The organism is Arthrobacter sp. AG258 (assembly GCF_004364695.1).
In the GTDB taxonomy this organism is placed as follows: Bacteria; Actinomycetota; Actinomycetes; order Actinomycetales; family Micrococcaceae; genus Arthrobacter.
The window spans coordinates 169842-191602 of the sequence record NZ_SOBI01000007.1; the positions used below are offsets into that span (position 1 = coordinate 169842).

General features: G+C 67.3%; 20 protein-coding genes, 6 tRNA genes, 2 pseudogenes and 1 riboswitch. Of the genes and pseudogenes, 18 read left to right on the forward strand and 10 right to left on the reverse strand.

Annotated features, from left to right (window positions below; genetic code table 11):
* The first annotated feature begins 13 nt into the window (after positions 1–13).
* The 4 genes and pseudogenes from DFO47_RS15820 to DFO47_RS15835 all read left to right on the forward strand — a co-directional run bounded on the left by DFO47_RS15820 (position 14) and on the right by DFO47_RS15835 (position 5346).
* Complete coding sequence (locus DFO47_RS15820; RefSeq protein WP_133832323.1) at positions 14–1267, forward strand: alpha/beta fold hydrolase; 1254 nt, start codon at positions 14–16, stop codon at positions 1265–1267.
* Positions 1158–2720: pseudogene (locus tag DFO47_RS15825) on the forward strand (succinic semialdehyde dehydrogenase); the annotation flags it as partial. The gene DFO47_RS15820 and the pseudogene DFO47_RS15825, both read left to right, overlap by 110 nt.
* Positions 2721–2773: 53 nt before the next feature.
* Positions 2774–3508 (forward strand): annotated as a pseudogene (locus tag DFO47_RS15830) (SDR family NAD(P)-dependent oxidoreductase); the annotation flags it as partial.
* Between the two features lie 59 nt (positions 3509–3567).
* Positions 3568–5346 (forward strand): multicopper oxidase domain-containing protein, encoded by a 1779-nt coding sequence (locus DFO47_RS15835; RefSeq protein ID WP_133832260.1) that lies wholly within the window; start codon positions 3568–3570, stop codon positions 5344–5346.
* Positions 5347–5371: 25 nt separating this feature from the next.
* Here DFO47_RS15835 and ybaK read toward each other — a convergent pair whose 3' ends face one another.
* Genes ybaK through DFO47_RS15850 form a run of 3 tightly spaced genes read right to left on the reverse strand, consistent with a single transcriptional unit; the run spans position 5372 to position 7313 of the window.
* Entirely contained in the window at positions 5372–5884 is a 513-nt protein-coding gene (ybaK, locus tag DFO47_RS15840) for a Cys-tRNA(Pro) deacylase (RefSeq protein WP_133832261.1), read from the reverse strand.
* Positions 5885–5897: 13 nt separating this feature from the next.
* Positions 5898–6359 (reverse strand): SufE family protein, encoded by a 462-nt coding sequence (locus tag DFO47_RS15845; protein WP_133832262.1) that lies wholly within the window; start codon positions 6357–6359, stop codon positions 5898–5900.
* A gap of 30 nt (positions 6360–6389) precedes the next feature.
* Complete coding sequence (locus DFO47_RS15850; RefSeq protein WP_133832263.1) at positions 6390–7313, reverse strand: sulfurtransferase; 924 nt, start codon at positions 7311–7313, stop codon at positions 6390–6392.
* A 215-nt stretch (positions 7314–7528) separates the two neighbouring features.
* On the opposite strand from DFO47_RS15850, the gene zapE reads away from it, so the two are divergent.
* The gene (gene zapE / locus DFO47_RS15855) at positions 7529–8566 is read left to right on the forward strand and encodes a cell division protein ZapE (protein WP_133832264.1); all 1038 of its coding nucleotides are present in this window, start codon (positions 7529–7531) and stop codon (positions 8564–8566) included.
* On the opposite strand, the gene DFO47_RS15860 is transcribed toward zapE, so the two are convergent.
* From DFO47_RS15860 to DFO47_RS15890, 7 genes are all read right to left on the reverse strand, one after another.
* Positions 8563–9795, reverse strand: a complete 1233-nt coding sequence (locus tag DFO47_RS15860; protein WP_208294421.1) for a benzoate/H(+) symporter BenE family transporter — start codon at positions 9793–9795, stop codon at positions 8563–8565. The two genes, zapE and DFO47_RS15860, sit on opposite strands and share 4 nt — an antisense overlap.
* Positions 9796–9956: 161 nt before the next feature.
* Positions 9957–10220, reverse strand: coding sequence for an antitoxin (locus tag DFO47_RS15865; RefSeq protein ID WP_026264404.1), 264 nt, complete (start codon positions 10218–10220; stop codon positions 9957–9959).
* Between the two features lie 147 nt (positions 10221–10367).
* A tRNA-Val gene (locus tag DFO47_RS15870) sits at positions 10368–10439 on the reverse strand.
* Positions 10440–10470: 31 nt separating this feature from the next.
* Positions 10471–10543: transfer RNA gene (locus DFO47_RS15875), tRNA-Gly, on the reverse strand.
* A gap of 57 nt (positions 10544–10600) precedes the next feature.
* Positions 10601–10672: transfer RNA gene (locus DFO47_RS15880), tRNA-Val, on the reverse strand.
* Positions 10673–10709: 37 nt separating this feature from the next.
* Positions 10710–10780: transfer RNA gene (locus tag DFO47_RS15885), tRNA-Cys, on the reverse strand.
* 47 nt (positions 10781–10827) lie between these two features.
* Positions 10828–10900, reverse strand: a tRNA-Gly gene (locus tag DFO47_RS15890).
* Positions 10901–11295: 395 nt separating this feature from the next.
* Here DFO47_RS15890 and DFO47_RS15895 point away from each other — a divergent pair.
* The 13 genes from DFO47_RS15895 (at position 11296) to hisG (ending at position 21743) form a co-directional block, all read left to right on the forward strand.
* Positions 11296–11367, forward strand: a tRNA-Val gene (locus DFO47_RS15895).
* A gap of 104 nt (positions 11368–11471) precedes the next feature.
* Complete coding sequence (locus DFO47_RS15900; RefSeq protein WP_133832265.1) at positions 11472–12335, forward strand: cytochrome; 864 nt, start codon at positions 11472–11474, stop codon at positions 12333–12335.
* Between the two features lie 77 nt (positions 12336–12412).
* The gene (gene def / locus DFO47_RS15905) at positions 12413–13003 is read left to right on the forward strand and encodes a peptide deformylase (protein WP_018761141.1); all 591 of its coding nucleotides are present in this window, start codon (positions 12413–12415) and stop codon (positions 13001–13003) included.
* Positions 13000–13920, forward strand: a complete 921-nt coding sequence (fmt, locus tag DFO47_RS15910; protein WP_133832266.1) for a methionyl-tRNA formyltransferase — start codon at positions 13000–13002, stop codon at positions 13918–13920. Before def ends, fmt begins: the two co-directional genes overlap by 4 nt.
* Positions 13917–15542, forward strand: coding sequence for a transcription antitermination factor NusB (locus DFO47_RS15915; RefSeq protein ID WP_133832267.1), 1626 nt, complete (start codon positions 13917–13919; stop codon positions 15540–15542). Before fmt ends, DFO47_RS15915 begins: the two co-directional genes overlap by 4 nt.
* Before the next feature lie 70 nt (positions 15543–15612).
* Positions 15613–16290, forward strand: a complete 678-nt coding sequence (gene rpe, locus DFO47_RS15920; protein ID WP_133832268.1) for a ribulose-phosphate 3-epimerase — start codon at positions 15613–15615, stop codon at positions 16288–16290.
* A 39-nt stretch (positions 16291–16329) separates the two neighbouring features.
* A riboswitch (FMN riboswitch) is annotated at positions 16330–16478 on the forward strand.
* Between the two features lie 170 nt (positions 16479–16648).
* A complete protein-coding gene (ribD, locus tag DFO47_RS15925; RefSeq protein ID WP_133832269.1) occupies positions 16649–17788 on the forward strand; it encodes a bifunctional diaminohydroxyphosphoribosylaminopyrimidine deaminase/5-amino-6-(5-phosphoribosylamino)uracil reductase RibD in 1140 nt (379 codons plus the stop codon).
* The gene (locus tag DFO47_RS15930) at positions 17788–18450 is read left to right on the forward strand and encodes a riboflavin synthase (RefSeq protein WP_133832270.1); all 663 of its coding nucleotides are present in this window, start codon (positions 17788–17790) and stop codon (positions 18448–18450) included. The genes ribD and DFO47_RS15930 overlap by 1 nt, the downstream gene beginning before the upstream one ends.
* Before the next feature lie 80 nt (positions 18451–18530).
* Positions 18531–19193 carry a 3,4-dihydroxy-2-butanone-4-phosphate synthase gene (gene ribB, locus DFO47_RS15935; protein ID WP_166651740.1) on the forward strand — a complete coding sequence of 221 codons (663 nt, stop codon included), beginning with the start codon at positions 18531–18533 and terminating at the stop codon, positions 19191–19193.
* Positions 19190–19924 carry a GTP cyclohydrolase II gene (gene ribA, locus DFO47_RS15940; RefSeq protein WP_133832272.1) on the forward strand — a complete coding sequence of 245 codons (735 nt, stop codon included), beginning with the start codon at positions 19190–19192 and terminating at the stop codon, positions 19922–19924. The genes ribB and ribA overlap by 4 nt, the downstream gene beginning before the upstream one ends.
* Positions 19925–19942: 18 nt before the next feature.
* Positions 19943–20428 (forward strand): 6,7-dimethyl-8-ribityllumazine synthase, encoded by a 486-nt coding sequence (gene ribH, locus DFO47_RS15945; protein WP_133832273.1) that lies wholly within the window; start codon positions 19943–19945, stop codon positions 20426–20428.
* A gap of 105 nt (positions 20429–20533) precedes the next feature.
* Positions 20534–20797, forward strand: coding sequence for a phosphoribosyl-ATP diphosphatase (locus DFO47_RS15950; RefSeq protein ID WP_009358176.1), 264 nt, complete (start codon positions 20534–20536; stop codon positions 20795–20797).
* A gap of 85 nt (positions 20798–20882) precedes the next feature.
* The gene (hisG, locus tag DFO47_RS15955) at positions 20883–21743 is read left to right on the forward strand and encodes an ATP phosphoribosyltransferase (protein WP_109864006.1); all 861 of its coding nucleotides are present in this window, start codon (positions 20883–20885) and stop codon (positions 21741–21743) included.
* Positions 21744–21761: the final 18 nt, after the last annotated feature.

The following is a 21761-nucleotide window of genomic DNA, read 5'->3' on the forward strand; positions in this document are numbered from 1 at the left end:
AGCGCGCCCTGCGATGACTGCACCCACCCGGGATTCCGGCGGGATGTCGCCGGGAGCGAAGTGGGCAGTGGGCGGGGCGATTGCCGGCGGATCACTGGCCGGCCTCCTGGGAGCCGGTTCCTCCGCCCTGGCCGTCTACTTCGCGCGCAGGGTAATTACTCCGGCGCGGCAGCGCACGGCGGACAAGGAAGTCCTGGCCGTCATCCGTGACGGCCACAAACAACAGGTGATCCTGGCAGCCAACGACGACACCACCGTTGACGGTGTGTACGGCTTCTTTTTCGCCGGTGGCAAGGGCCACGCCCGGATCGGCCGGATCGTGTCCTACTCGCCCGCGGAGCGGACAGTCCTGCGCGAGGTGGAAGCCGTCTACAGCGGGGACCTCGCATCGGCCCGCTGGGGATGGTGGAGCGGCGCCACCTATCCCGACCCGGCCGCGGCCGGGATTCCGTTCGAGGATGTGCCCATCCCCGTGGAGCGCGGGGAGGCGCCCGCCTGGCTGGTGCGGGCCAAGGGGGCCGCGCGGACGTGGGCCATCATGGTCCACGGCCGCGGCGCAACCCGGCAGGAAGCCCTGCGCGCGGTGGGCCCGGCCCTGGAACTGGGCCTGACCAGCCTGCTCGTGTCCTACCGGAACGACGGCCTGGCGCCATCGGCCGATGACGGGCGCTACGGCCTGGGCTCAACGGAATGGCAGGACATCGAAGCCGCCATCGAGTACGCCCTGGCCAACGGCGCAGAGGAAGTGGTCCTGTTCGGCTGGTCCATGGGCGGGGCCATCTGCCTGCAGACTGCGGACCTGTCCCGCTACCGGCACCTGATCCGGGCCATGGTGCTTGATGCGCCGGTCATCGACTGGGTGACGGTGCTGGCCCACCACGCCCAGCTGAACCGGATCCCCTCGCTGGTGGGCCGGTACGGGCAACTGATGCTGGGCCATCCGCTGGGACGCCGGCTCACCGGCCTCTCGGCTCCCGTTGACCTGAAAATCATGGACTGGGTGTCCCGTGCAGTCGAGCTGCGGACCCCCACGCTCGTGATCCACAGCGTGGATGATGAGTACGTGCCCTATGGACCTTCAGCCATGCTGGCCGAGCGCAACCCCGAAATGGTGACGTTCGAGACGTTCAACCACGCGCGGCACACCAAGGAATGGAATGTTGACCCGGACCGCTGGGAGCGCCTGGTCAAAGCGTGGCTCCGGCAACAACTCGCACCCCGGCTCAATCCGGGATCGGTTGGCCGGGTCACCCCGGCCGGAGCCTGAGTTGGGCGCGCCGGACGGCGTCGCCGCCTTGACGGCCCGCGGCCGGGACCTGGCTGCCGGACTCCAAGGGTTGGTGTCCGCGGCTCCGGGCCGCCCGCGGCACGCCACGAATGCACCGTTCGACGGCTCGCCGGTAGGGGACGTCCCGGTATGCAGCACCGCCGATGTCGAAACCGCCGTCGGCACGGCCCGCGAGGCACAGCGTAGCTGGGCGGCCATGCCGGTTGCCGAACGCCGGGCAGTCATCCGGCGGTTCCGGGAGCTCCTGCTGGACCGGGAGCGGGACGTCCTGGACCTGGTCCAGGCCGAAAGCGGAAAATCGCGGTTGAGCGCCTTCGAAGAGTTTGCGGACGTCGTGATGACGGCGGACTACTACCAACGCAACGTGGAAAGGTACCTCCGGCCGCGCCGCCGGAAGGGAGCATTGCCGGTCCTGACCCGCACCACCGAATATCTGTTGCCCAAGGGCGTGGTGGGCGTCATCAGCCCGTGGAACTATCCGTTGACGCTCGCGGTCTCGGACGCCATTCCTGCGCTGCTGGCCGGAAACAGCGTCGTCTTGAAACCGGATTCGCAGACGCCGTTCACGGCCCTCCTGATGCTCAGGCTGCTCCGGGATGCCGGACTTCCGGCAGCCCTGTTCCAGGTGGTGACGGGGCCCGGCACGGAGATTGGCCCCGCGATGATCGGGCAGGTCGATTTCCTGATGTTTACCGGATCGTCGGAAACCGGCAAGACCGTCGCCCGGCAGTGCAGCGCCCGGCTCATCGGCTTCTCCGCCGAACTCGGCGGCAAGAATCCCATGCTCGTGCTCTCAGATGCAGACGTTGGCCGGGCGGCCGCGGGTGCGGTGCACGCCTGCTTTTCAAACTCCGGCCAACTGTGCGTCAGCATTGAACGGATCTATGTGCACGCGGCAGTCCACGCCCCCTTCGTGGCCGCCTTTACCGCCCGGGTGAAGGCCATCCGCCTGGGGCCGGGCCCCGACTGGGACATCGGCATGGGCTCGCTTATCAGCCAGGCACAGGTCGATCGGGTGGACCGCCACGTCCAGGACGCGCTCGCAAAGGGCGCTGAACTTCTGGCCGGTGGACGCCGGCGGCCTGACCTTGGACCGCTCTTCTACGAACCCACCGTCCTGGCAGGCGTGACCGACGACATGCTTATGGCCCGCGAAGAAACCTTCGGTCCGGTGGTTGCCATCTACCGGGCTGCCGACGACGACGAAGCAGTCGCCCAGGCCAACGACTCCGACTTCGGCCTGAACGCCAGCGTCTGGTCAGCCCGCCACGGCGAAGAGGTTGGCCGCCGGCTGATGACGGGCACGGTCAACGTCAACGAAGGCTATGCCGCCACCTGGGCCTCCCATGACGCACCGATCGGCGGCATGAAGGATTCCGGGGCCGGGCGCCGCCACGGCCGGGAAGGCATGCTGAAGTACACCGAGCCGCAGACCATTGCGGTGCAGCGGCTGCTGCGGGTGGCAACGCCGAACGGGGTGCAGCAGTCCGCGACGAAATACGCGCCGCCGGCGGCGCCGCCGATTCACAAGCCGTGGATGTCACCGACAACCAGTCCGTCAAGGCTGCCGCAGAACTGGCAGGGCCCGTGGACATTGTGGTCAACAACGCCGGCGTGGTCAGCGGCAGGAGGCTCCTGGAGGCCGCGGAGCAGGACATCGAACGGACCATGCAGGTCAACGTCCTGTCCCTGTACTGGGTCACGCGCGCGTTCCTTGGCGGCATGGTGAGCCGGCGCCGTGGAACCGTGGTGACCATCGCCAGCGCTGCGGCCCTGGTGGGAGTCGCCCGGCAGACGGACTACTCTGCCAGCAAGTTCGCCGCGTTCGGCTTCGACGAGTCCCTCCGCGCCGAGCTCCGGGCCGCGCACACGCCGGTCAACACCCTGGTGGTCTGCCCCTATTACATTGACACCGGGATGTTCGACGGCGTCAGGACCCGGTGGCCGCGGCTCCTGCCCATCCTGCACGAAGAGCAGGTGGCGAGCCGCGTCCTTGACGCCGTCGAGGCCGGCCGCCGCAAGCTGCTCCTGCCGCCGGTCGTCAACCTGCTGCCCGTGCTGCGGATCCTTCCGGTTGGCGTCTTCGACCGGGTCATGGACGTGTTGGGGGTCAACCAAACCATGGACCATTTCACCGGCCGGGCCGCGGGGCGGACTGGAGGGAATACCGGGGTGGCCCACCCCCTTACAGAGGGGACCCGGGACCCTATGACGGACTAAAGCACAGGTTTATCCTGCTGCCCAAGGGGGATACCGCTGCGAAGAAATGGGGCCCCAAAATGCGCATCACACGACGACAACTGCTGCAGGCCGGCGCTGTGGCCGGTGCAGGTGTTCTGACCCAGGCTTATGGATCCGGGGCCAGCCCGGGACTGGCGGCCCCTGGTTCCCCGCCCGGCACCTTTACGGAGCAGCTTCCCACGCTCGCCGACCTGGGGGTTATCGACATGCGGTCCGGCGGCAACCTTGAGTTGTGGGCCCGCAACTCCCGCCACCGCTTCCAGGCCGAAATGGGCCTTACCGACACGCTGACGTACCAGGACGCTGCATCATCCAGGAGTTACCTCGGGCCGGTCATCATTGCCCGGAAGGGTACGCCCCTGAGCCTCACCGTCCACAACGATATTGGGCGGCATCCCCTAGCCTTCGCCATCGACCCCGAGCTGGTCCCGCCCGGCAGCAACGACGCCCGATCTCCCAGGACGGCTGTCCACCTCCACGGCGGCAACACTGCACCAACGTCCGACGGCGGCCCTGGACAGACTTTCCGGCCCGGCGCCTCGTACACCTACCACTATGGCAACAGCCAGGATGCGGCCGGCCTCTGGTACCACGACCACGCGCTGGGCCTCACCCGCCTGAATGTCTACGCCGGGCTGGCTGGTGGCTACCTGCTCCGGGACACCCGCAGCACGGGCATCGACACCGGCGACGGGACACATCTTCCACCGCCGCCATATGAATTGCCGCTGGTCATCCAGGACCGCATGTTCAACCAGGACGGCTCGTTTGCCTACCCGCCCAACCCCGATCTGGTGGGCGCAGACGGCACGGCCCGGCCCTGGGCCCCTGAGTTCTTCGGCGACGTTGCCACGGTCAACGGAAAATGCCGGCCCAACCTGGACGTGGCCCGCGGCAAGTACCGCTTCCGGATGTTCAACGGCTCCAACGCGCGGTTCTACGACTTCACATTCATCGCGGACGGCAACGCGGCCACTTTCCACCAGATAGGGTCCGACGGCGGCCTGCTGGGCGTCCCGGTCAGGCTCAACAGGCTGGTGATGGGACCCGGTGAGCGGGCAGACATTGTGGTGGACTTCGCCGGGCTGAAGCCAGGTTCGAAGGTGGTCCTGGCCAACAGCGCCCGGGTGCCCTTCCCGAACGGGCCGGAATCTGTCCAGCGCGGCGCCATCCCGCTCCCACAGATCATGCAGTTCACCGTGCTGGCGCAGTCCGGCTACACGGTGCCGCTGCCGGCCCAGCTGCGGTCCGAGCCTCTCACCCGGCTCGTGGAACTGCCCACCGTGGCCACCAGGTCCATGGCATTGGTGGAAGTGGCGAACGCGGATGACGTTCCCATCATGGCGCTGCTGAACAACAGGATGTTCGACAGCCCCGACATCACGGTAGTGAAGCAAGACACACTTGAGCAGTGGGAGCTCATCAACACCACCGTGGACGCCCACCCGATCCACCTTCACTTCACCCAGTTCCAGGTGCTCAACCGGCAAAAGTTTGATGCCGACTCCTACCTTGAGGCCTCGGGCTTCGTGGACCCCAAAACCGGACTCGTCACTCCCGGAAGGGGGTGCGCTGTACCGGTCAAGCCCTTCCTGATCGGCCGTCCCAAGGCCGCGCCGGCCAATGAACAGGGATGGAAGGACACCGTGGTGGCGATGCCTGGCGAAGTAACGCGGATCCGCGTGCCCTTCGGTGCGGCCGCGGCAGGAGGAGCCCCATTGGCCATGGGCACATCCTTCACGGGTGAATACGTCTGGCACTGCCACATCCTGGAGCACGAGGACAACGACATGATGCAGCGGTACCTGATCGAGTAGCCGGGGGCTCCCAGCCCCTGCACTGCTAGGGACGGGAGCTGCCCGCAGCCGGCGAACCAATGGGCGCCGAAACAGCGTCCGTGAGCCGGATCAGGTCCGCTGGCGCCAGTTCGATGTCCAGTCCGCGCCTGCCCCCGGAGACCAGCAGGGTCTCCAGCCGCAACGCGGAGGAATCCAGGACCGTGGGGGAGGGCAGGCGCTGGCCGAGGGGCGAGATGCCGCCCACGACATAGCCGGTGCGCCGCTGGGCGACAGCGGGATCAGCCATGGACGCTTTCTTTGCCCCGAGCGCCGCGGCCATTGCCTTGAGGTCAAGGGTGCCGCTGACCGGCACGATGCCGACAGCAAGCCTCCCCTCCACGTCCACCATCAGGGTCTTGAAAACCTTGGACGGATCGATTCCCAGGGCGGCGGCTGCCTCTGCGCCGTAGCTGCCGGCGCCCGGGTCATGGATGTACGGGTGCAGCACGAAAGGAACCCCGGCCGCGGTCAATGCCGCCGTGGCCGGGGTTCCCTGGAAAGCATTCTTGCGCGCCATCGGGTGGACGCTCTCAGCTGTGGACGCGTGAAGCGGCGGCCACCTTGCGCTTGATCCGGCCCAGCATGGCCGTCATGCCCCGCATGCGGAGCGGGGTAATGGCCCGGGTGAGGCCCAGCAGTTCCGGCATGTCATCGGGGACGGACAGGATTTCCCCGGCGGACAAGCCATCCAGGCCCTCGTACAGCACACCGGCGAAACCCCGCGTGGTGGGAGCCTCGGCCGGGGCCTTGAAGTAGAGGTGCACCACGCCGGCCGGGCCGTCGTCGTTCTTCTCCGTCTCGATGGTGAGGAACAGCGGTGACTGGCACTCCACCACCTGCTCAAGGAGTTCAGGGTGGTCCTTGAGGCGGTCGGGCAATTCCGGCAACCCCTCCGAGAACTCCAGCAACAGCTGGAGCCGCTCGGGTTCGGACAGGGCCTGGAAATCGTCCACGATCGCCGCCAGGGCGGTGGGCAACGCTTGAGTACTCATCGTTCCAAGTCTACGCGGGCACGCCGGGCGTCAGGCCCCGACGCCGACCGGAACGGAACCGCGCTCGGCGCCCTTGACGATCGGCACGCGGACGGCGTTGCCCCATTCCGTCCAGGAACCGTCGTAGTTGCGGACGGTCTCGAAGCCCAGGAGGTACTTCAGGGCGAACCAGGTGTGGCTGGACCGCTCGCCGATCCGGCAGTACGCCACCACGTCGTCGCCCTCCGTCAGCCCGGCCTCGCCAAGGTAGATGGCTTCGAGTTCCTCGCGGCTGCGGAACGTCCCGTCCTCGGCGGCCGCACGGGCCCATGGGATGGATGCGGCAGTGGGGATGTGGCCGCCGCGCAGGGCGCCCTCCTCCGGGTAGGCCGGCATGTGCGTGCGCTGGCCGGTGTATTCCTCGGGGGAGCGGACATCGATCAGGGGCTTGCCCAAGTGCGCCAGGACGTCGTCCTTGAACGCGCGAATGGGCGCATCCTCGCGCTCAACCACCGGGTAGCTGCCGGGTGCGGGGGAGGGCTTGTCCCTGGTCAGTTCGCGGCCTTCGGCAATCCACTTGTCCCGGCCGCCGTCGAGCAGCCGGACGTCCTGGTGGCCGAACAGCGTGAACACCCACAGGGCGTACGCGGCCCACCAGTTGGACTTGTCGCCGTAGATCACCACGGTGCTGTCCCGGGAAATCCCCTTCGACGCCGCGAGCTCGGCGAAAGCTGCGCCGTTGACGTAGTCGCGGGAGACGTCGTCGTTCAGGTCCGTGTGCCAGTCGATCTTCACGGCACCGGGGATATGCCCGGTTTCGTAAAGGAGCACGTCCTCGTCGGATTCGACCACGATGAGCTCGCCGTTGGCTATCGCGCCGGCTTCGATGGCGGCGGCCAGCCACTCCGTGGATACAAGCCGTTCGGGGTGGGCGTAGGCTGCGAACTTCTCATTCTGTTCAACCGGGTAGGGCATGGCGTTGGCCTTTCACTAAGGGCACGGAAAACCGTGGGACCGGCATTGGAACCTGTTCCCACCCTAGCCAGCGCCCCCGGCGTTGTCCGTATTCCGTTAACAGGGCGAAATGTTTGCTTGGTCACGCGGGCGTGCCGGAGATACCGCCAACCCCGGGTGCGGTCCCGGTTGCCGGTATCCTTTCTGGGGACCAACCACGAGCAGAACGGACCACCTTGGTACAGATCGAACAGCTTGCCGCCCGTACGCCGGCAGTTTCGGTGGACGAGCTCCTCAAGGGCTTCTACCCATCGCCGCGGTTCGGGGAGGTTTCCTTTTCGAGCTACCGCCCGGACCCCAAGCAGCCAAGCCAGGCCGCAGCAGTGCGCGCCCTTGAGGAATTTGCCGGCGGCGTGGGAGCGGGCAATGGGGGCGGGCTGTTCAAGAAGCTGTTCGGCAAGAAGGACGAATCCAGGGCAGGCATCTACCTCGACGGCGGATTCGGCGTGGGCAAGACCCACCTGCTCGCATCGCTCTGGCACGCTGCGCCCGGTCCCAAGGCCTTCGGTACCTTCGTGGAGTACACCAACCTGGTGGGCGCCCTGTCGTTCCGCAAGACCGTGGAAGCGCTGAGCAGCTACAAGCTGGTCTGCATCGACGAATTCGAACTTGACGATCCGGGCGACACCGTCCTGATGTCCCGGCTCATGCGGGAACTGGCCGACGCCGGCGTCAAGCTCGCTGCCACGTCCAACACCCTCCCCGGTTCCCTGGGCGACGGCCGTTTCGCGGCGGTCGACTTCCAGCGCGAGATCCAGGTGCTTGCGGACCAGTTCGAGGTCATCCGCATCGACGGTGAGGACTTCCGGCACCGCGGCCTTCCCGCTGCCCCGGCACCGCTGAAGAACAGCGAACTGAACACGCACATGAAAGCGGAGTTCGACGGCAAGACCGTGGCGCAGGACGAGTTCGCCACCCTGATCCACCACCTGGCGGGCGTGCATCCCAGCCGCTACCGGCAACTTATCGACGGCATCGACGGCGTGGTGTGGCGGAACGTGGAAACCATCAGCGAGCAGGCCGTGGCGCTGCGGTTCGTCGTCCTGGCCGACCGGCTCTACGACAAGGACGTTCCCATCCTGGCCAGCGGTGTCCCGTTCGACAAGCTGTTCACCGAGGAAATGATGACCGGCGGATACATGAAGAAGTACTTCCGCGCTGTTTCCCGCCTCACCGCGCTGGCCCGTGAAGGCCAGAACCACGAACCCTCCTAGGTCCCGGCCCTCTCCGGGGCGGCGCGCCGTCGTGGAACCAGCAGCGCCCGCACCGCCAGGCCGGCGAGGAGCGCCCAGAACGCGGACCCGATTCCGGCGAAGGCCAGGCCGGACGCCGCCATCAGGAACGTGACCGCAGGAGCTATCCTGTCTTCCGGGTCCGCCAGCGCGGCCGACACCGCCGAGGCGAGGGTCCCCAGCAGCGCGAGCCCGGCCACTGCTTCCAGCATCCCCGCCGGTGCCGCACCCACCACGGCCACGAGGGCAGCGGAAAACGCTGCCAACAGCAGGTACGCGGGGCCCGACACGAAACCGGCGATCCACCGCCTGCTCCGGTCCGCGCCTGCCTCCTCGCCGGCGGCAAGAGCCGCGCTGAGCGCTGCAAGGTTGATGGCATGGCCGCCGAACGGTGCCCCCAGGACGGTCCCCGCACCAGTCACCAGCATGGCCGGCCGCCACGGGGTTACATATCCGAACGACCGCAGGACTGCCACCCCGGGGACGTTCTGGGATGCCATGGTCACCACGAACAACGGGACCGCGATGCCCATCAACGCCTGCAGGGTGAAGGCGGGTGTGGTCCACACCAGGGTGGGGATGAGGGTCGCGGCGCCGAGGGCAGTCCCGCCGGCCGCGACATGGATCCCGATCACCAGCAGGGCGACCAGCAGCGCGGCCGGCACGGCCCACCGTGGAGCGAACCTCATCATCACCAGCCAGCACAGGATCACGGGGGCTACGAACCATGGAACCGTGCCCAAGGCCTTGAAGGGCGCCAGGCACAACTGAAGCAGGACACCTGCCAGCATCGCCTGCGCAAGCGTGGGCGGGATGGCTGTCAGCAGCCTGCCGAGCGCGGGCACCAGGCCGGTCAGCGCCAGCAGTACCCCCGCCACGAGGAAGGCCCCGACGGCGGCCGGCCAGCCGCCGTCGGGCATTCCCGAAGCTGCCAGCAAAGCGGCGCCCGGCGTTGACCATGCCAGCGTCACCGGAACTTTGGAGCGCCAGGCAAGCAGCAGCACACCAAGCCCGACGGCGAGCGTGACCGCCAGCAGACCGGAGGCAGCCTGGGCAGGATCGGCACCCACCGCCCTCAGGCCGGCGAGGACCACAGCAAAGGACGACGTAAAGCCCACCAGCGCGGTGACGATTCCGGCGACCACGGGCCGGGAGTCCAGCCGGGACCGCCCACCGGAGGCTGTTGTGGGAGATGCTGCGGACTTTGGCATACCGGCAGGTTACCGGCGCGGCTTGGCGAACCGGCAATTGGGTGCTCCGCTGGTTGGTCGCAGCGAGGGCCTGCCGTTAAACGACAAAGGTGCAGGTGCCGCCTCCCGGCGGGACCTGCACCTCCTTGACGTGCCGGGGCAAGGGCCCCTGGCCAAATCCTCTAGGGCGTCCTGTCAACCGGCGGAACCGGGGTTTCAGGAGCAACCGGCGGAACCTGCCCGGCGGCAGGTGCCTGGCCGGGAGTTCCGTTCTTGTCAACGAGCTTCGAAGCGCCATCCTGGATTTTGTCGACGTGGCCCGCGTACTTGCCGCCGGTCTTGGTGTCGACGAAATCGCCGGCCTTGGTGATGCCGTCCTTGATGGCCTGCTCGTTGCCTTGGATCAGACCCTGAGCCTTGCCCTTTAGATCGTCAAGTAAACCCACGAGCACCTCCCTTCGATCGCGGAGCCAGGTCGCTCCTCGCGCAATCGATCCTAGCCGCGGAGGGAAGGCATGCCAAGGAAATCCCGTTCGCCCGCAGCGTATCCCCGGGCAACAAAAAAGCAGCTCCGGAGAGCTGCTGCATAAGTGTGGGCGATACTGGGATCGAACCAGTGACCTCTTCCGTGTCAGGGAAGCGCGCTACCGCTGCGCCAATCGCCCGGAACCGGAAGACCGGTATGGGATAAAAGAGAGCGGACGACGAGATTCGAACTCGCGACATCCACCTTGGCAAGGTGGTGCTCTACCAGCTGAGCTACGTCCGCATTTTGCAGCTTGTCCCGGATATTCCGGTGGTACTGCCGGCAAGTTTCCTTGCCGAGTGGGCGATACTGGGATCGAACCAGTGACCTCTTCCGTGTCAGGGAAGCGCGCTACCGCTGCGCCAATCGCCCATTGCCTCCGGTAACCCGGAAACCATGGTTTTCACCGAGGTGGGTACGGGATTCGAACCCGTGTATACGGCTTTGCAGGCCGCTGCCTCGCCTCTCGGCCAACCCACCGTGTTAGCGTCAATTCCGAAGAATATTTGCTGTGACAGTGTCCTGCGAGCGGACGACGAGATTCGAACTCGCGACATCCACCTTGGCAAGGTGGTGCTCTACCAGCTGAGCTACGTCCGCATTTTGGAGGCTTGATTCCCTGCCGTTTCCGACATTTCCTCGCGTTCCAACGAGTAAAAACAATATAGGAGGTTCCGGGATTCTCCAAATTGCCTCCGGCGGGCAATGGTCATGCGGCTCCGCTTCGGCGTCATGACGCGGATTTTGTGACTTACAAGCGTGTAATTCGACCGTGGCCGGGAGCCGGCGGTAGCGGCCGCGGGGGCTCACCCTGGTGCCTCCACCATGGTGCGTTTGCCGCGCATAGCTTCCGCGGGCCCACCGTCCACCTCGACCCGGGCCTCTCTCGAGGGTGACGGAAGCAGTGCCCAGCCCCCGACCCACGGGCATGCGTCCTGCCTCGGGAAGCCGATTTTTGAAATGGCCGGAAGGTCGGCTATCATTCAAATGCATCGGGGCGATTGGCGCAGTGGTAGCGCGCTTCGTTCACACCGAAGAGGTCACTGGTTCGAACCCAGTATCGCCCACCGCAAAGGTCCGTTTCCGCTCATACGCAGCGGAGACGGACCTTTTTTGTGTTCGGATCCAGCGTCCGGAGATTTTGTCGGCCCCCTGTGAAAGAGTCTTTTGTATGACTGATCCGCTTCTTGCCCACGCTACTGAATACGGCCGGATGTACGCACGGTCCACGTCTGAACAGTTTTCCGTGCCGTCCATCACCACCGTCATCAGCCAGCAGCCGCACGGCCTGGACGGCTGGTTCGGATACATGGGTGCCAGCAGCCTGGCGAACGACCCCCTGCTCGCGGACTGCCTGGGGAGTCCGGCGAAAATCAAGCAGGCCGTCAACCGCGCGGCGAAGGCAGCCGAGACCTACCGGGACGACGCCGCCAGGCGGGGGGACCGGGTCCACAACTACTGCGAGCAGGTGGCGCTCCGCGCGCTGGGTCGCCCGCACACCATGAAGGAAGCCCGCGAGGCCCTGGCCGCGAACGCGGAAGAAGCCTTCGCCGTCCGCTTTGACGAGTGGTGGGAGCTCTTCCGGGTGGAGCCCATCGCCCCTGAGATCACGGTCTGGAACAATACGGTGGGCTATGCAGGCACCCTTGATCTGGTGGCCCGGATCAACGGACGAGTCTGCCTGATCGACTACAAAACCAAGGGCACCACCCGCGACGGACTGGTCAAACCGCTCGATGACAAGGTGGTCATGCAGCTGGTTGCCGGCATGAAGGCGGAGGAAAGCCTGGTGGATGCGGAGGCCGGAACCTGGGAGCCCTGGAAATACGGCGACAACCCGGTCCTGCTGGCTGTCGCCATCGGTGAAACCGAGGTGCGTCCGGTCCGTGCCAATCCCGAAGTCCTCAAGCACCACTGGTGGAAGTTCTGCGCCTTGCGCCGGGTGTGGGAACTGTCCGCGGACACCCTCAGCGCCGGCACGGCGCTGCTGCCCATCGCGCCGCCGCCGCTGGCACAGGCCGCCCGTACCGCCTAGGACCGAGCCGAGCGGCGGGGGACTGCACCTAAACTGGACAGGTTCCCTTTGCCGCCAACCGTGAGGAATAACTGCGCATGGCTATCCTGAATATCCGCATCATCGGCGATCCCGTGCTCCGCACCGTGGCCGATCCCGTGACGGAATTCGGACCCGAGCTTGCCAAACTGGTCGCCGACATGACCGAGACCATGGAGGATGTGGAAGGCGCCGGCCTTGCCGCGCCGCAGGTCGGCGTCAGCAAGCGTGTCTTCACCTACCGCATTGACGGCGTGGAGGGCCACATCATCAACCCGGTGTTGGAGAACAGCGAGGACTACCAACCGGACCAGGTGGAGGGTTGCCTGTCCATCCCCGGCCTCGGCTTCCCGGTCCGCCGTTTCCGCACCACCCGGGTCACCGGCGTCGACATGCACGGCAATCCGGTGACGGTCGACGGCGAGGGTCTGCTGGCGCGGTGCTTCCAGCATGAAAACGACCACTTGGACGGCATCCTCTACACCGACCGGCTGGAGGGCGAAGACCGGAAGGCAGCGCTGCGCTCCATCCGCAATGCCAATTACGACGCCGTCGCCGAACGCACCACGGCCAAGCGCGCCAAGAGCGTCGGGTCCAGCTTCGGCGGCACAAGTTTTGGTGCCCCCGGCAGCTTTGGCAACGCCGAATGAGGGTCCTCTTTGCCGGTACTCCGGCAGTCGCCGTTCCCTCGCTCGATGCCCTGGTCAACGCCGGCTTTGAGGTCGTCGCAGTCCTGACCCGCCCCGATGCGCCGCTGGGGCGCAAGCGCGTGCTGACGCCCTCCGCGGTTGCCCGGCGCGCGGCTGAGCTGGGCATCGATATCATCCACGCGGCCAAGGTGGACGCCGGCACCACCGCACGCATCTCGGCTGCCGCGCCTGACGTGGCAGCCATCGTTGCCTACGGCGGCCTGGTCCCGCCGGCCGCGTTGGCCGTGCCCCGCCACGGCTGGGTCAACCTGCACTTCTCCCTGCTGCCGGCGTGGCGTGGAGCAGCGCCGGTGCAGCGGGCCGTGATGGCCGGAGACGACCTCACCGGTGCCGTCACCTTCCGGCTTGAAGAGGGGCTCGATACCGGTCCCGTCTTCGGGACGCTGACCGAGCCGGTGGGCGCCAACGACACCGCGGGCGACCTGCTCGAGCGGCTGTCGCGCAGCGGAGCGGTCCTGCTGGCCCAGACACTGTCCGCCATCGACGCCGGACAAGCGGTGCCGCAGCCGCAAACGGGCGATGTCACCCTCGCCCCGAAGCTGACCTTGGACGACGCCCGACTCACCTGGGCCCACCCGGCGCTTGCCATCAGCAGGCAGGCGCGCGGCGTCACCCCCGAGCCGGGAGCCTGGACCATGCTGGATGGCCAGCGGATCAAGCTTGAGCCGGTCCGGCTCCGGCCGGATGTTGCCGGCCTGGCGCCAGGGTCGGTGTCCGTCCAGGGAAAGAGCGTCATGGTGGGAACGGGATCGCACGCGGTGGAACTCACCCGGATCCAGCCCGCCGGCAAGAAAATGATGGCTGCCGCCGACTGGGCGCGCGGGATGGCTTCTATGGAGGGCGTGGTGTTCGAATGAGCGGTTCCGGAGAAAACCCGGGCGGCCAGGGCAGGCCCGGAGGGCGGGGGAACGCCGGGCGGAACGGCCAAGGCGGCAGCGGCGTTTCCGGCGGCCGCGGTCGAGGCAGCGGCGGTTCCGGCGATGCCAGCCGGCGGAACGCCAAGGGACGGGAACGCAACCGCGGGCCGCAACGGAGCTTCACCGAGCAGGCGCCGTCGCAGCGGACCCGGCGCGCCGACCCCGCACGGTTGGTGGCCTTCGAGGTTTTGCGCGCCGTCGCACAGGAAGATGCCTACGCCAACCTGGTGCTGCCCGCACGGATCCGGCACCACCACCTGGACAAGCGGGACGCCGGCTTCGCCACCGAGTTGAGCTACGGTGCGCTGCGCAGCCAGGGCACCTACGACGCCATCCTGGCCCGGTGCGTGGACAGGCCGCTTGACCAGCTTGATCCGGCCGTCCTCGACGCCCTCCGGATCGGCGTCCACCAGCTGCTGGCCATGAGGGTCCCGGCCCATGCGGCATTGGACCAAACGGTTGGACTGGCCCGCGCCGTCATCGGTGCAGGCCCTTCGGCACTGATCAATGCAGTCCTGCGCAAGGTCACGGCCCGCACCCTTGATGAATGGCTGGACCTTCTGGTGGCGGGCGAAACCGACGACACGAAGATCGCGTCGCTGCGGTACGCCCACCCGGAGTGGATTGTCCGGGCCATGCGGCAATCGCTGGTGGCGCACGGCCGCCCCGCCACCGAGATCAACGCGCTGCTCGAAGCTGACAATGCGGCACCCGTGGTCAACCTGGTGGCGCTGCCCGGGCTCGGGAGCCTGGAGGAAGCCCTGGAAACCGGTGCCACGCCCGGTGAACTGGTGGAGGGATCCGCGCTGTCCAGCGGCGGGGACCTGGGCCGCCTGGCCTCTGTCCGGGCCGGAACCACCCGCGTGCAGGACGTCGGTTCCCAATTGGTGGCCAGGGCGCTTGCCGCCGTCGACCTCGGCCCGGCGGCGGATGCCGCTGGCGGGCCAACTGCGGCCGTTTCCCCGGAGGCGTGGCTTGATCTTTGTGCGGGGCCTGGCGGGAAGGCGGCATTGCTGGGGGCCCTGGCCCACCAGCGCGGCGCCACGCTCCTGGCGAACGAACCGGCGCCGCACCGGGCAAAGCTCGTGGGCCAGGCCCTGGCCGCGGTGCCGCACGAGAGCTGGCAGGTCCGCACCGGAGACGGCCGCGATGTCGGAACGGAGCAGCCCGGCGGTTTCGACCGCGTCCTCGTGGACGTCCCGTGCACGGGCCTGGGAGCGCTGCGCCGCCGTCCGGAGTCCCGGTGGCGGCGCTCACCCAAGGACATCGCGGACCTCGGCCCGCTGCAGCGTGAGCTGCTTGCATCCGCGCTGGCAGCGGTCCGTCCCGGGGGAGTCGTTGCCTACGTGACCTGTTCGCCGCATCCGGCCGAAACCACCGCCGTCGTGGCTGACGCCCTCCGGAAACGCGACGACCTTGAGCTCCTTGATGCCGGCGCCGCCCTGGACGCGGTCAGCCTCACCGGCAACCTTCGCGCCGGACATGAGTTGACCGCCCAGCTTTGGCCCCATGTCCACCACACCGACGCCATGTTCCTGGCCCTCATCAAAAAAACATCCTGACCGGGAGTGTCCCTGCCAGGGCAGGGACACTCCCGGCAACACCCCCACACCTTCAGCGAAAGGCACTTCCGTGGCGCAATGCTGCATCAACCCGAGCATCCTCTCCGCCGACTTCGTCAACCTTGAGGCCGAACTCCAGCGGATCAGCAACGCCGACGCCGTGCACGTGGACGTGATGGACAACCACTTCGTCCCCAACCTCACCCTTGGGCTGCCGGTCGTGCAGCGGATCCAGGCGGTCAGCCCCGTTCCGCTGGATGCGCACCTGATGATTGCCGATGCCGACCGCTGGGCGCCCGGGTTCGCCGACGCCGGGCTCGCCTCGGTCACCTTCCACGCCGAGGCCTCCATCGCCCCCATCAAGCTCGCGCGGGAACTGCGCAGCAGGGGCGCCAAGGCCGGGATGGCCTTGCGGCCGGCCACGGCGGTTGAACCGTACCTGGACATGCTGCCGGAACTGGACATGCTGCTGATCATGACCGTGGAGCCGGGCTTCGGCGGCCAGGCTTTCCTGGATATCACGCTGCCCAAGATCCGCAGGGCCCGGGAAGCGGTGGACGGTTCGGGACTGGGAGTCGCCATCCAGGTGGACGGCGGTATTTCGGAGGACACCATCGCCCGCGCCGCCGAAGCCGGCGCCAACGTCTTCGTCGCCGGCTCCGCGGTCTACGGTGCGGAGGATCCGGCCGCAGCCATCGAGCTGCTCCGTGCAAAGGCCAGCCGGACGTTACGTGCGGCGACGGAATAACCGGCTGCCCCTGCCGGTTGTGGCACAATAACAACACACATACGTGCTCCGGGGTCGGTGTAAGTCCGAACCGGCGGTGACAGTCCGCGACCCGCGAGCCGGTGCCCTTTCCACAGGGACCCGGCAGACGGTTGAACCGGTGGAATTCCGGTACCGACAGTTAAAGTCTGGATGAGAGAAGCACGTACAGCTGTATCTGCGGGCCTTTGGGCTCCGCAGCGTTCTGCTGTCGTATATCCCCGGAGCCATCGCGGTTCGAGAGGGAAGGAACGACACGAATGAACCCCCAGCGATGGCTCTTCAACGCCACAAGTCCTGCTGCTTCCACGGCAGGCACCAACTCCCCGACGGCCGCCGCATGAGCGGTGCAGTTGAACTGAAACCAGCCGCCGGAGTAGTCACAGCCTTCAGCACGGATGAAATCCGGGCCATGGAGGAAGCCCTCGAGGCAGCCCTGCGGGGTCCGCGCGGCGCCAATCCGTTGGTGGGTGCCGTCGTCATCGGCCCCGACGGCCGCCACCTGGTCACCGGCCACCACCGCGGTGCCGGCACCGCCCACGCCGAAGCCGACGCCATAGCCCAGGCTGCCGCCGTCGGCATGGACCTCTCCGGCTGCACCATGGTGGTCACGCTCGAACCCTGCAACCACGTGGGCCGCACCGGGCCGTGCACGGAAGCGATCATCGCCGCGGGGATCACCGACGTGGTCTACGCCATCGACGACCCCCATGACCCTGCCGCCGGGGGAGCAGCCACCCTCCGCGCCGCCGGGGTAAGTGTCCGCAGCGGCCTCGGCGCCGAGGAAGCGCTGGACCTGAACCGGCAATGGTTTGAGGCCGTCGCGGCCAAGCGGCCCTTCGTCACGCTGCACATCGCACAAACCCTGGACGCCAGGATCGCTGCCGAAGACGGCACCAGCCAGTGGATCTCCAGCCCGGAATCGCTGGCGGACAACCACGGGATCCGCGGACGCATCGATGCCATCCTGGTGGGCACGCAGACCGTGCTGGTGGACAACCCGCGCCTGACCGCCCGAAACCCCTCCGGTGGGCTGGCCGCCAAACAGCCCGTACGGGCCGTCATGGGGCTCCGGGACATTCCCGACGACGCAGCAATCCGCGGCGATGACGGCCTGGCCGTCCACCTGCCCACCCGCGACCCCGCCGAAGCCCTGTCCATGCTGTACGACGCAGGCGCCCGCCACATCATGGTGGAGGGAGGATCACGGATCCTCAGCTCATTCCTCTCGGCCGGGCTCGTGGATGAACTGATCATGTACCTCGCCCCCACTTTGCTGGGCTCGGGCACCCCGGCCCTGGACGGGCTGGGCATCACCACCCTTGCCGACGCCCAGCAATGGGAATGGGACCAGTCCGACGGCGGCGCCGTGCGGACGCTCGGCCGGGACCTGAGACTTCACCTAAGACCGCAACGCAGAGTTGCACTGGACCACCAACCAACCCGCGGTACCGCGGAGCAAGCCCAGGGAGGCCGCTGATGTTCACCGGAATTATCGCCGAGCAGGGGCAGGTGCTGTCCGTTGAGCGCGACGGCGACACCAGCGCCACCGTCCGGCTCCACGCACCCGGGTCCACGGAGGGCCTGGCACTTGGCGGTTCGATCGCCGTCAACGGGGTCTGCCTCACGGCCACCGCCATTGACGGCAAGGAGTTCAGCGTCGACGTCATGGGCGAAACACTGCTCCGGAGCACCATCGGCGAACTCGTTGCCGGCGAATCCGTCAACCTGGAACGCTGCGTCCCCGCCGGCGGCCGCCTGGACGGGCATGTGGTGCAAGGCCATGTGGACGGCGTAGGTGTCCTGCTGGAAAGGGAAGCCCAAGGCAACTGGGAGCGGCTGCGCTTCGGCGTTCCCGCCAACCTGGCCCGCTACATTGCAGAAAAAGGCTCCATCGCCATCGACGGCGTTTCCCTCACGGTTACTGCCGTCAGCCCCGCGTCCGAGCAGGAACCCTGGTTTGAGGTAGGCCTCATTCCCACGACGCTGGCTGAGACCGGCCTGGGCACCAAGCACACCGGCAGCCGGGTGAACCTGGAAGTCGACGTGCTGGCCAAGTACACCGAACGGCTGCTGGCCTTCCGCGAACCGGCCTCCGCGGCCGGTGCCGGCGAGGCTGCCACCGCTGGAGGTGCACGGTGAACGCCGCGGTACACCTGGACACGCCCGTCGCCGGAGACCCGGCCACCGGCCAGGCCTTTGCCCAGGCGCCGGGCAAAGGCCTGGACCCGATCGAGGACGCCGTGCGAGCCATGGCCGCCGGCCGGCCGGTGCTGGTGGTCGACAATGAGGACCGCGAGAACGAAGGCGACATCATCTTCGCGGCCCAGCACGCCACACCGGCGCTGATGGGCTGGACCATCCGCTACAGCTCGGGCGTAATCTGCGTGCCGCTGACGGGTGCCCGGGCCGATGCCCTGGAGCTTCCCCCGATGACGGCCGTCAACCAGGACGCGAAGGGCACCGCCTACACGGTCTCCTGCGACGCGGCCACCGGCGTGAGCACGGGAATTTCCGCGACGGACCGTGCCTTGACGGCCCGCATCCTGGCGGACCCGCACGCGGTTCCGGCCTCTGTGACCCGGCCGGGGCATATTTTCCCGCTTCGTGCGGTTGAGGGAGGTGTGCGGGAACGCCAGGGCCACACCGAGGCCGCGGTGGACTTGTGCCGCCTTGCCGGCCTGGAGCCTGTCGGGGTGATCGCGGAAGTAGTGTATGACGACGGTGAAATGATGCGCCTGGACGGCCTCAGGACTTTTGCGGCCGACCATGGGTGCCCGCTGATCTCGATCGAGGACCTGGTGGCGTATCTTGAAGCCGGGGCCGGGGGAACCCAGCGCGAGAAGGTCCGGGTCACGCCGGGCGAAGAGAAGGAGAAGCCATGACGGCATCGGCAGCCAGAGACGACAGCCACCAGGACGGCCACAGGGACCACCACTCGGTACCCGGTGCCGGGACCTACCCCGTCAGCGGAGGTCCCATTGTGCAACTGCCCACCGCCTTCGGGGACTTCGTTGCCCAGGCCTGGACCGACGTCCTCACCGGTGTGGAGCACCTGGCCGTGAGCTCGCCCAACGCGCCCACTGACGGCAAGGCACCCCTGGTACGGCTGCACTCCGAGTGCCTCACCGGCGACGTCTTCGGTTCCTACCGGTGCGACTGCGGGGAACAGCTTGCCTTCGCGCTGGAACTGATCCGCGACAACGGCGGCACCCTGCTCTACCTGCGCGGGCAGGAAGGCCGGGGCATCGGCCTCGCCAACAAGATCAAGGCCTACGCGCTGCAGGAAGCGGGCTTCGACACCGTGGAAGCCAACGAACAGCTGGGCCTGCCGGTTGACGCGCGGTGCTACAAGGCCGCTGCCCAGATCCTCGCCGAAATGGGCCTGCACGAGGTCCGGCTGCTGAGCAACAACCCGGACAAGCAGAACAGGCTGGCCCAGGCCGGCGTCAAGGTGGTGGAAATGGTCCCCACCGAGGTCCCCTCCCGCGAACAGAACATCCGGTACCTGCGCACCAAGAAGGACCGGATGGAGCACCGGCTCCTGCTGGACACCAGCGTGGCACCGGTGCCCGTATCGGCCTCCGAATCCCCTTACGACCACGAACAAGACTGAACGGAACACGACACACCCATGAGCGGACACGGCGCCCCCGACATCGACCTCAGCACCCTCAACCCGGCCGAGACTTCGCAGCTGAAGCTCGCCATCGTGGCAGCCAGCTGGCACACGCAGATCATGGACGGCCTCCTGGACGGCGCCCTGCGGGCCGCGAAGGACGCAGGCATCAGCGAACCCACCGTCCTGCGCGTTCCCGGCAGTTTTGAGCTGCCGGTGGCCGCCGCACGCCTGGCCCCGCATTTCGACGCCGTGGTGGCCCTCGGCGTCGTGATCCGCGGAGGAACGCCGCACTTTGACTACGTCTGCCAGGCCGCGACGTCGGGCCTCACCGACGTCAGCGTTTCCACCGGGGTGCCGGTGGGCTTCGGCGTGCTCACCTGCGACACCGAACAGCAGGGCCTGGACCGCGCAGGACTTCCCGGCTCCAAGGAAGACAAGGGGCATGAGGCAGTCACCGCTGCCCTGGCCACGGCCGTGGTCCTGAAACAGTACGCATGACTCCGATGTCCAGGTGGCGGGCGCGGTGTGTATTCGCTCACATCGCGCCCGTCATGCAACGGCCCGGGAAGCGCCCGTGCGGCCGCAGCAAGTAGGCTGGAGGGCGTGAAGAATTTCGAGACGCTGTTCGCTGAGCTCAGCGAGAAGGCAGCCACCCGTCCGGAAGGCTCCCGCACCGTCGCAGAATTGGAGTCCGGTGTTCACGGCATCGGCAAGAAAGTCGTTGAGGAAGCAGCCGAAGTATGGATGGCTGCCGAATATGAATCCGATGAAGCCGCGGCAGAGGAAATTTCCCAGCTTTTGTACCACCTGCAGGTTCTGATGCTCGCCAAAGGCCTGACCCTGGAAGACGTCTACAAGCATCTGTAGCCACTGGTCCGGCGCCTGCCGCCGGCCCCGCTGTGGCCTTCATTTGCCTGAAAATCCAGACCTTCCACCCCAGAAAGAATTTCCCATGCTGCGAGTAGCCGTCCCCAATAAGGGCTCCCTGTCAGAAGCCGCCTCCGCCATGCTCTCCGAAGCCGGATACCGCCAACGCCGCGACAGCCGCGAACTGGTCATGGTGGACCCGGACAACGACATCGAGTTCTTCTTCCTCCGCCCCCGCGACATCGCGGTCTACGTCGGCCGGGGAACGCTCGACGTCGGCATCACCGGCCGCGACCTCCTTCTGGACGCCGAGGTGGAAGCCGAGGAGTTGCTCCCGCTTGGATTCGCCGCCTCCACCTTCCGCTTTGCCGGTCCGGTGGGCGACTTCAGCTCTGCCGCAGAGCTCGAAGGCAAGCGACTGGCCACCAGCTACGACGGCCTCCTGCGCAACTACCTCGCCGAACGGGGCATCAACGCCAAGGTGGTCAGGCTCGACGGCGCCGTTGAGTCTTCCGTCCGGCTTGGCGTCGCGGATGCCATCGCCGACGTCGTGGAGACCGGGAACACCCTCAAGGCCGCCGGCATGGAAATTTTCGGCGAGCCCATCCTGAAGTCCGAAGCCGTCCTGATCCGGCGCACCGGCAATGGCGGCGCGGCGAACGGCACCGCCAAGGAAATCGAGGTGCTCATCCGGCGCCTCCAGGGTGTCCTGGTGGCCCGCCAGTACGTGCTGATGGACTACGACATCCGCAAGGAACTCGTGGAAAAGGCCGCAGGCCTGACCCCCGGCCTGGAATCGCCCACGGTCTCGCCGCTCCGGGACTCGGACTGGGTCGCCGTACGGTCCATGGTTCCCAAGAAGGAAACCAACCGGATCATGGATGAACTGTACGACCTCGGCGCCCGCGCCATCCTGGTCAGCAGCATCCACGCCTGCCGCATCTGATCACCGGCACCGCCAGCA

Coding starts and splice junctions, on each gene's coding strand:
- DFO47_RS15820 (WP_133832323.1), top strand. CDS start 14: ATGACTGCACCCACCCGGGATTCCGGCGGGATGTCGCCGGGAGCGAAG.
- DFO47_RS15835 (WP_133832260.1), top strand. CDS start 3,568: ATGCGCATCACACGACGACAACTGCTGCAGGCCGGCGCTGTGGCCGGT.
- ybaK (WP_133832261.1), bottom strand. CDS start 5,884: ATGGCGCGCAAGAATGCTTTCCAGGGAACCCCGGCCACGGCGGCATTG.
- DFO47_RS15845 (WP_133832262.1), bottom strand. CDS start 6,359: ATGAGTACTCAAGCGTTGCCCACCGCCCTGGCGGCGATCGTGGACGAT.
- DFO47_RS15850 (WP_133832263.1), bottom strand. CDS start 7,313: ATGCCCTACCCGGTTGAACAGAATGAGAAGTTCGCAGCCTACGCCCAC.
- DFO47_RS15860 (WP_208294421.1), bottom strand. CDS start 9,795: ATGCCAAAGTCCGCAGCATCTCCCACAACAGCCTCCGGTGGGCGGTCC.
- DFO47_RS15900 (WP_133832265.1), top strand. CDS start 11,472: ATGACTGATCCGCTTCTTGCCCACGCTACTGAATACGGCCGGATGTAC.
- def (WP_018761141.1), top strand. CDS start 12,413: ATGGCTATCCTGAATATCCGCATCATCGGCGATCCCGTGCTCCGCACC.
- fmt (WP_133832266.1), top strand. CDS start 13,000: ATGAGGGTCCTCTTTGCCGGTACTCCGGCAGTCGCCGTTCCCTCGCTC.
- DFO47_RS15915 (WP_133832267.1), top strand. CDS start 13,917: ATGAGCGGTTCCGGAGAAAACCCGGGCGGCCAGGGCAGGCCCGGAGGG.
- ribD (WP_133832269.1), top strand. CDS start 16,649: ATGAGCGGTGCAGTTGAACTGAAACCAGCCGCCGGAGTAGTCACAGCC.
- DFO47_RS15930 (WP_133832270.1), top strand. CDS start 17,788: ATGTTCACCGGAATTATCGCCGAGCAGGGGCAGGTGCTGTCCGTTGAG.
- ribA (WP_133832272.1), top strand. CDS start 19,190: ATGACGGCATCGGCAGCCAGAGACGACAGCCACCAGGACGGCCACAGG.
- ribH (WP_133832273.1), top strand. CDS start 19,943: ATGAGCGGACACGGCGCCCCCGACATCGACCTCAGCACCCTCAACCCG.
- hisG (WP_109864006.1), top strand. CDS start 20,883: ATGCTGCGAGTAGCCGTCCCCAATAAGGGCTCCCTGTCAGAAGCCGCC.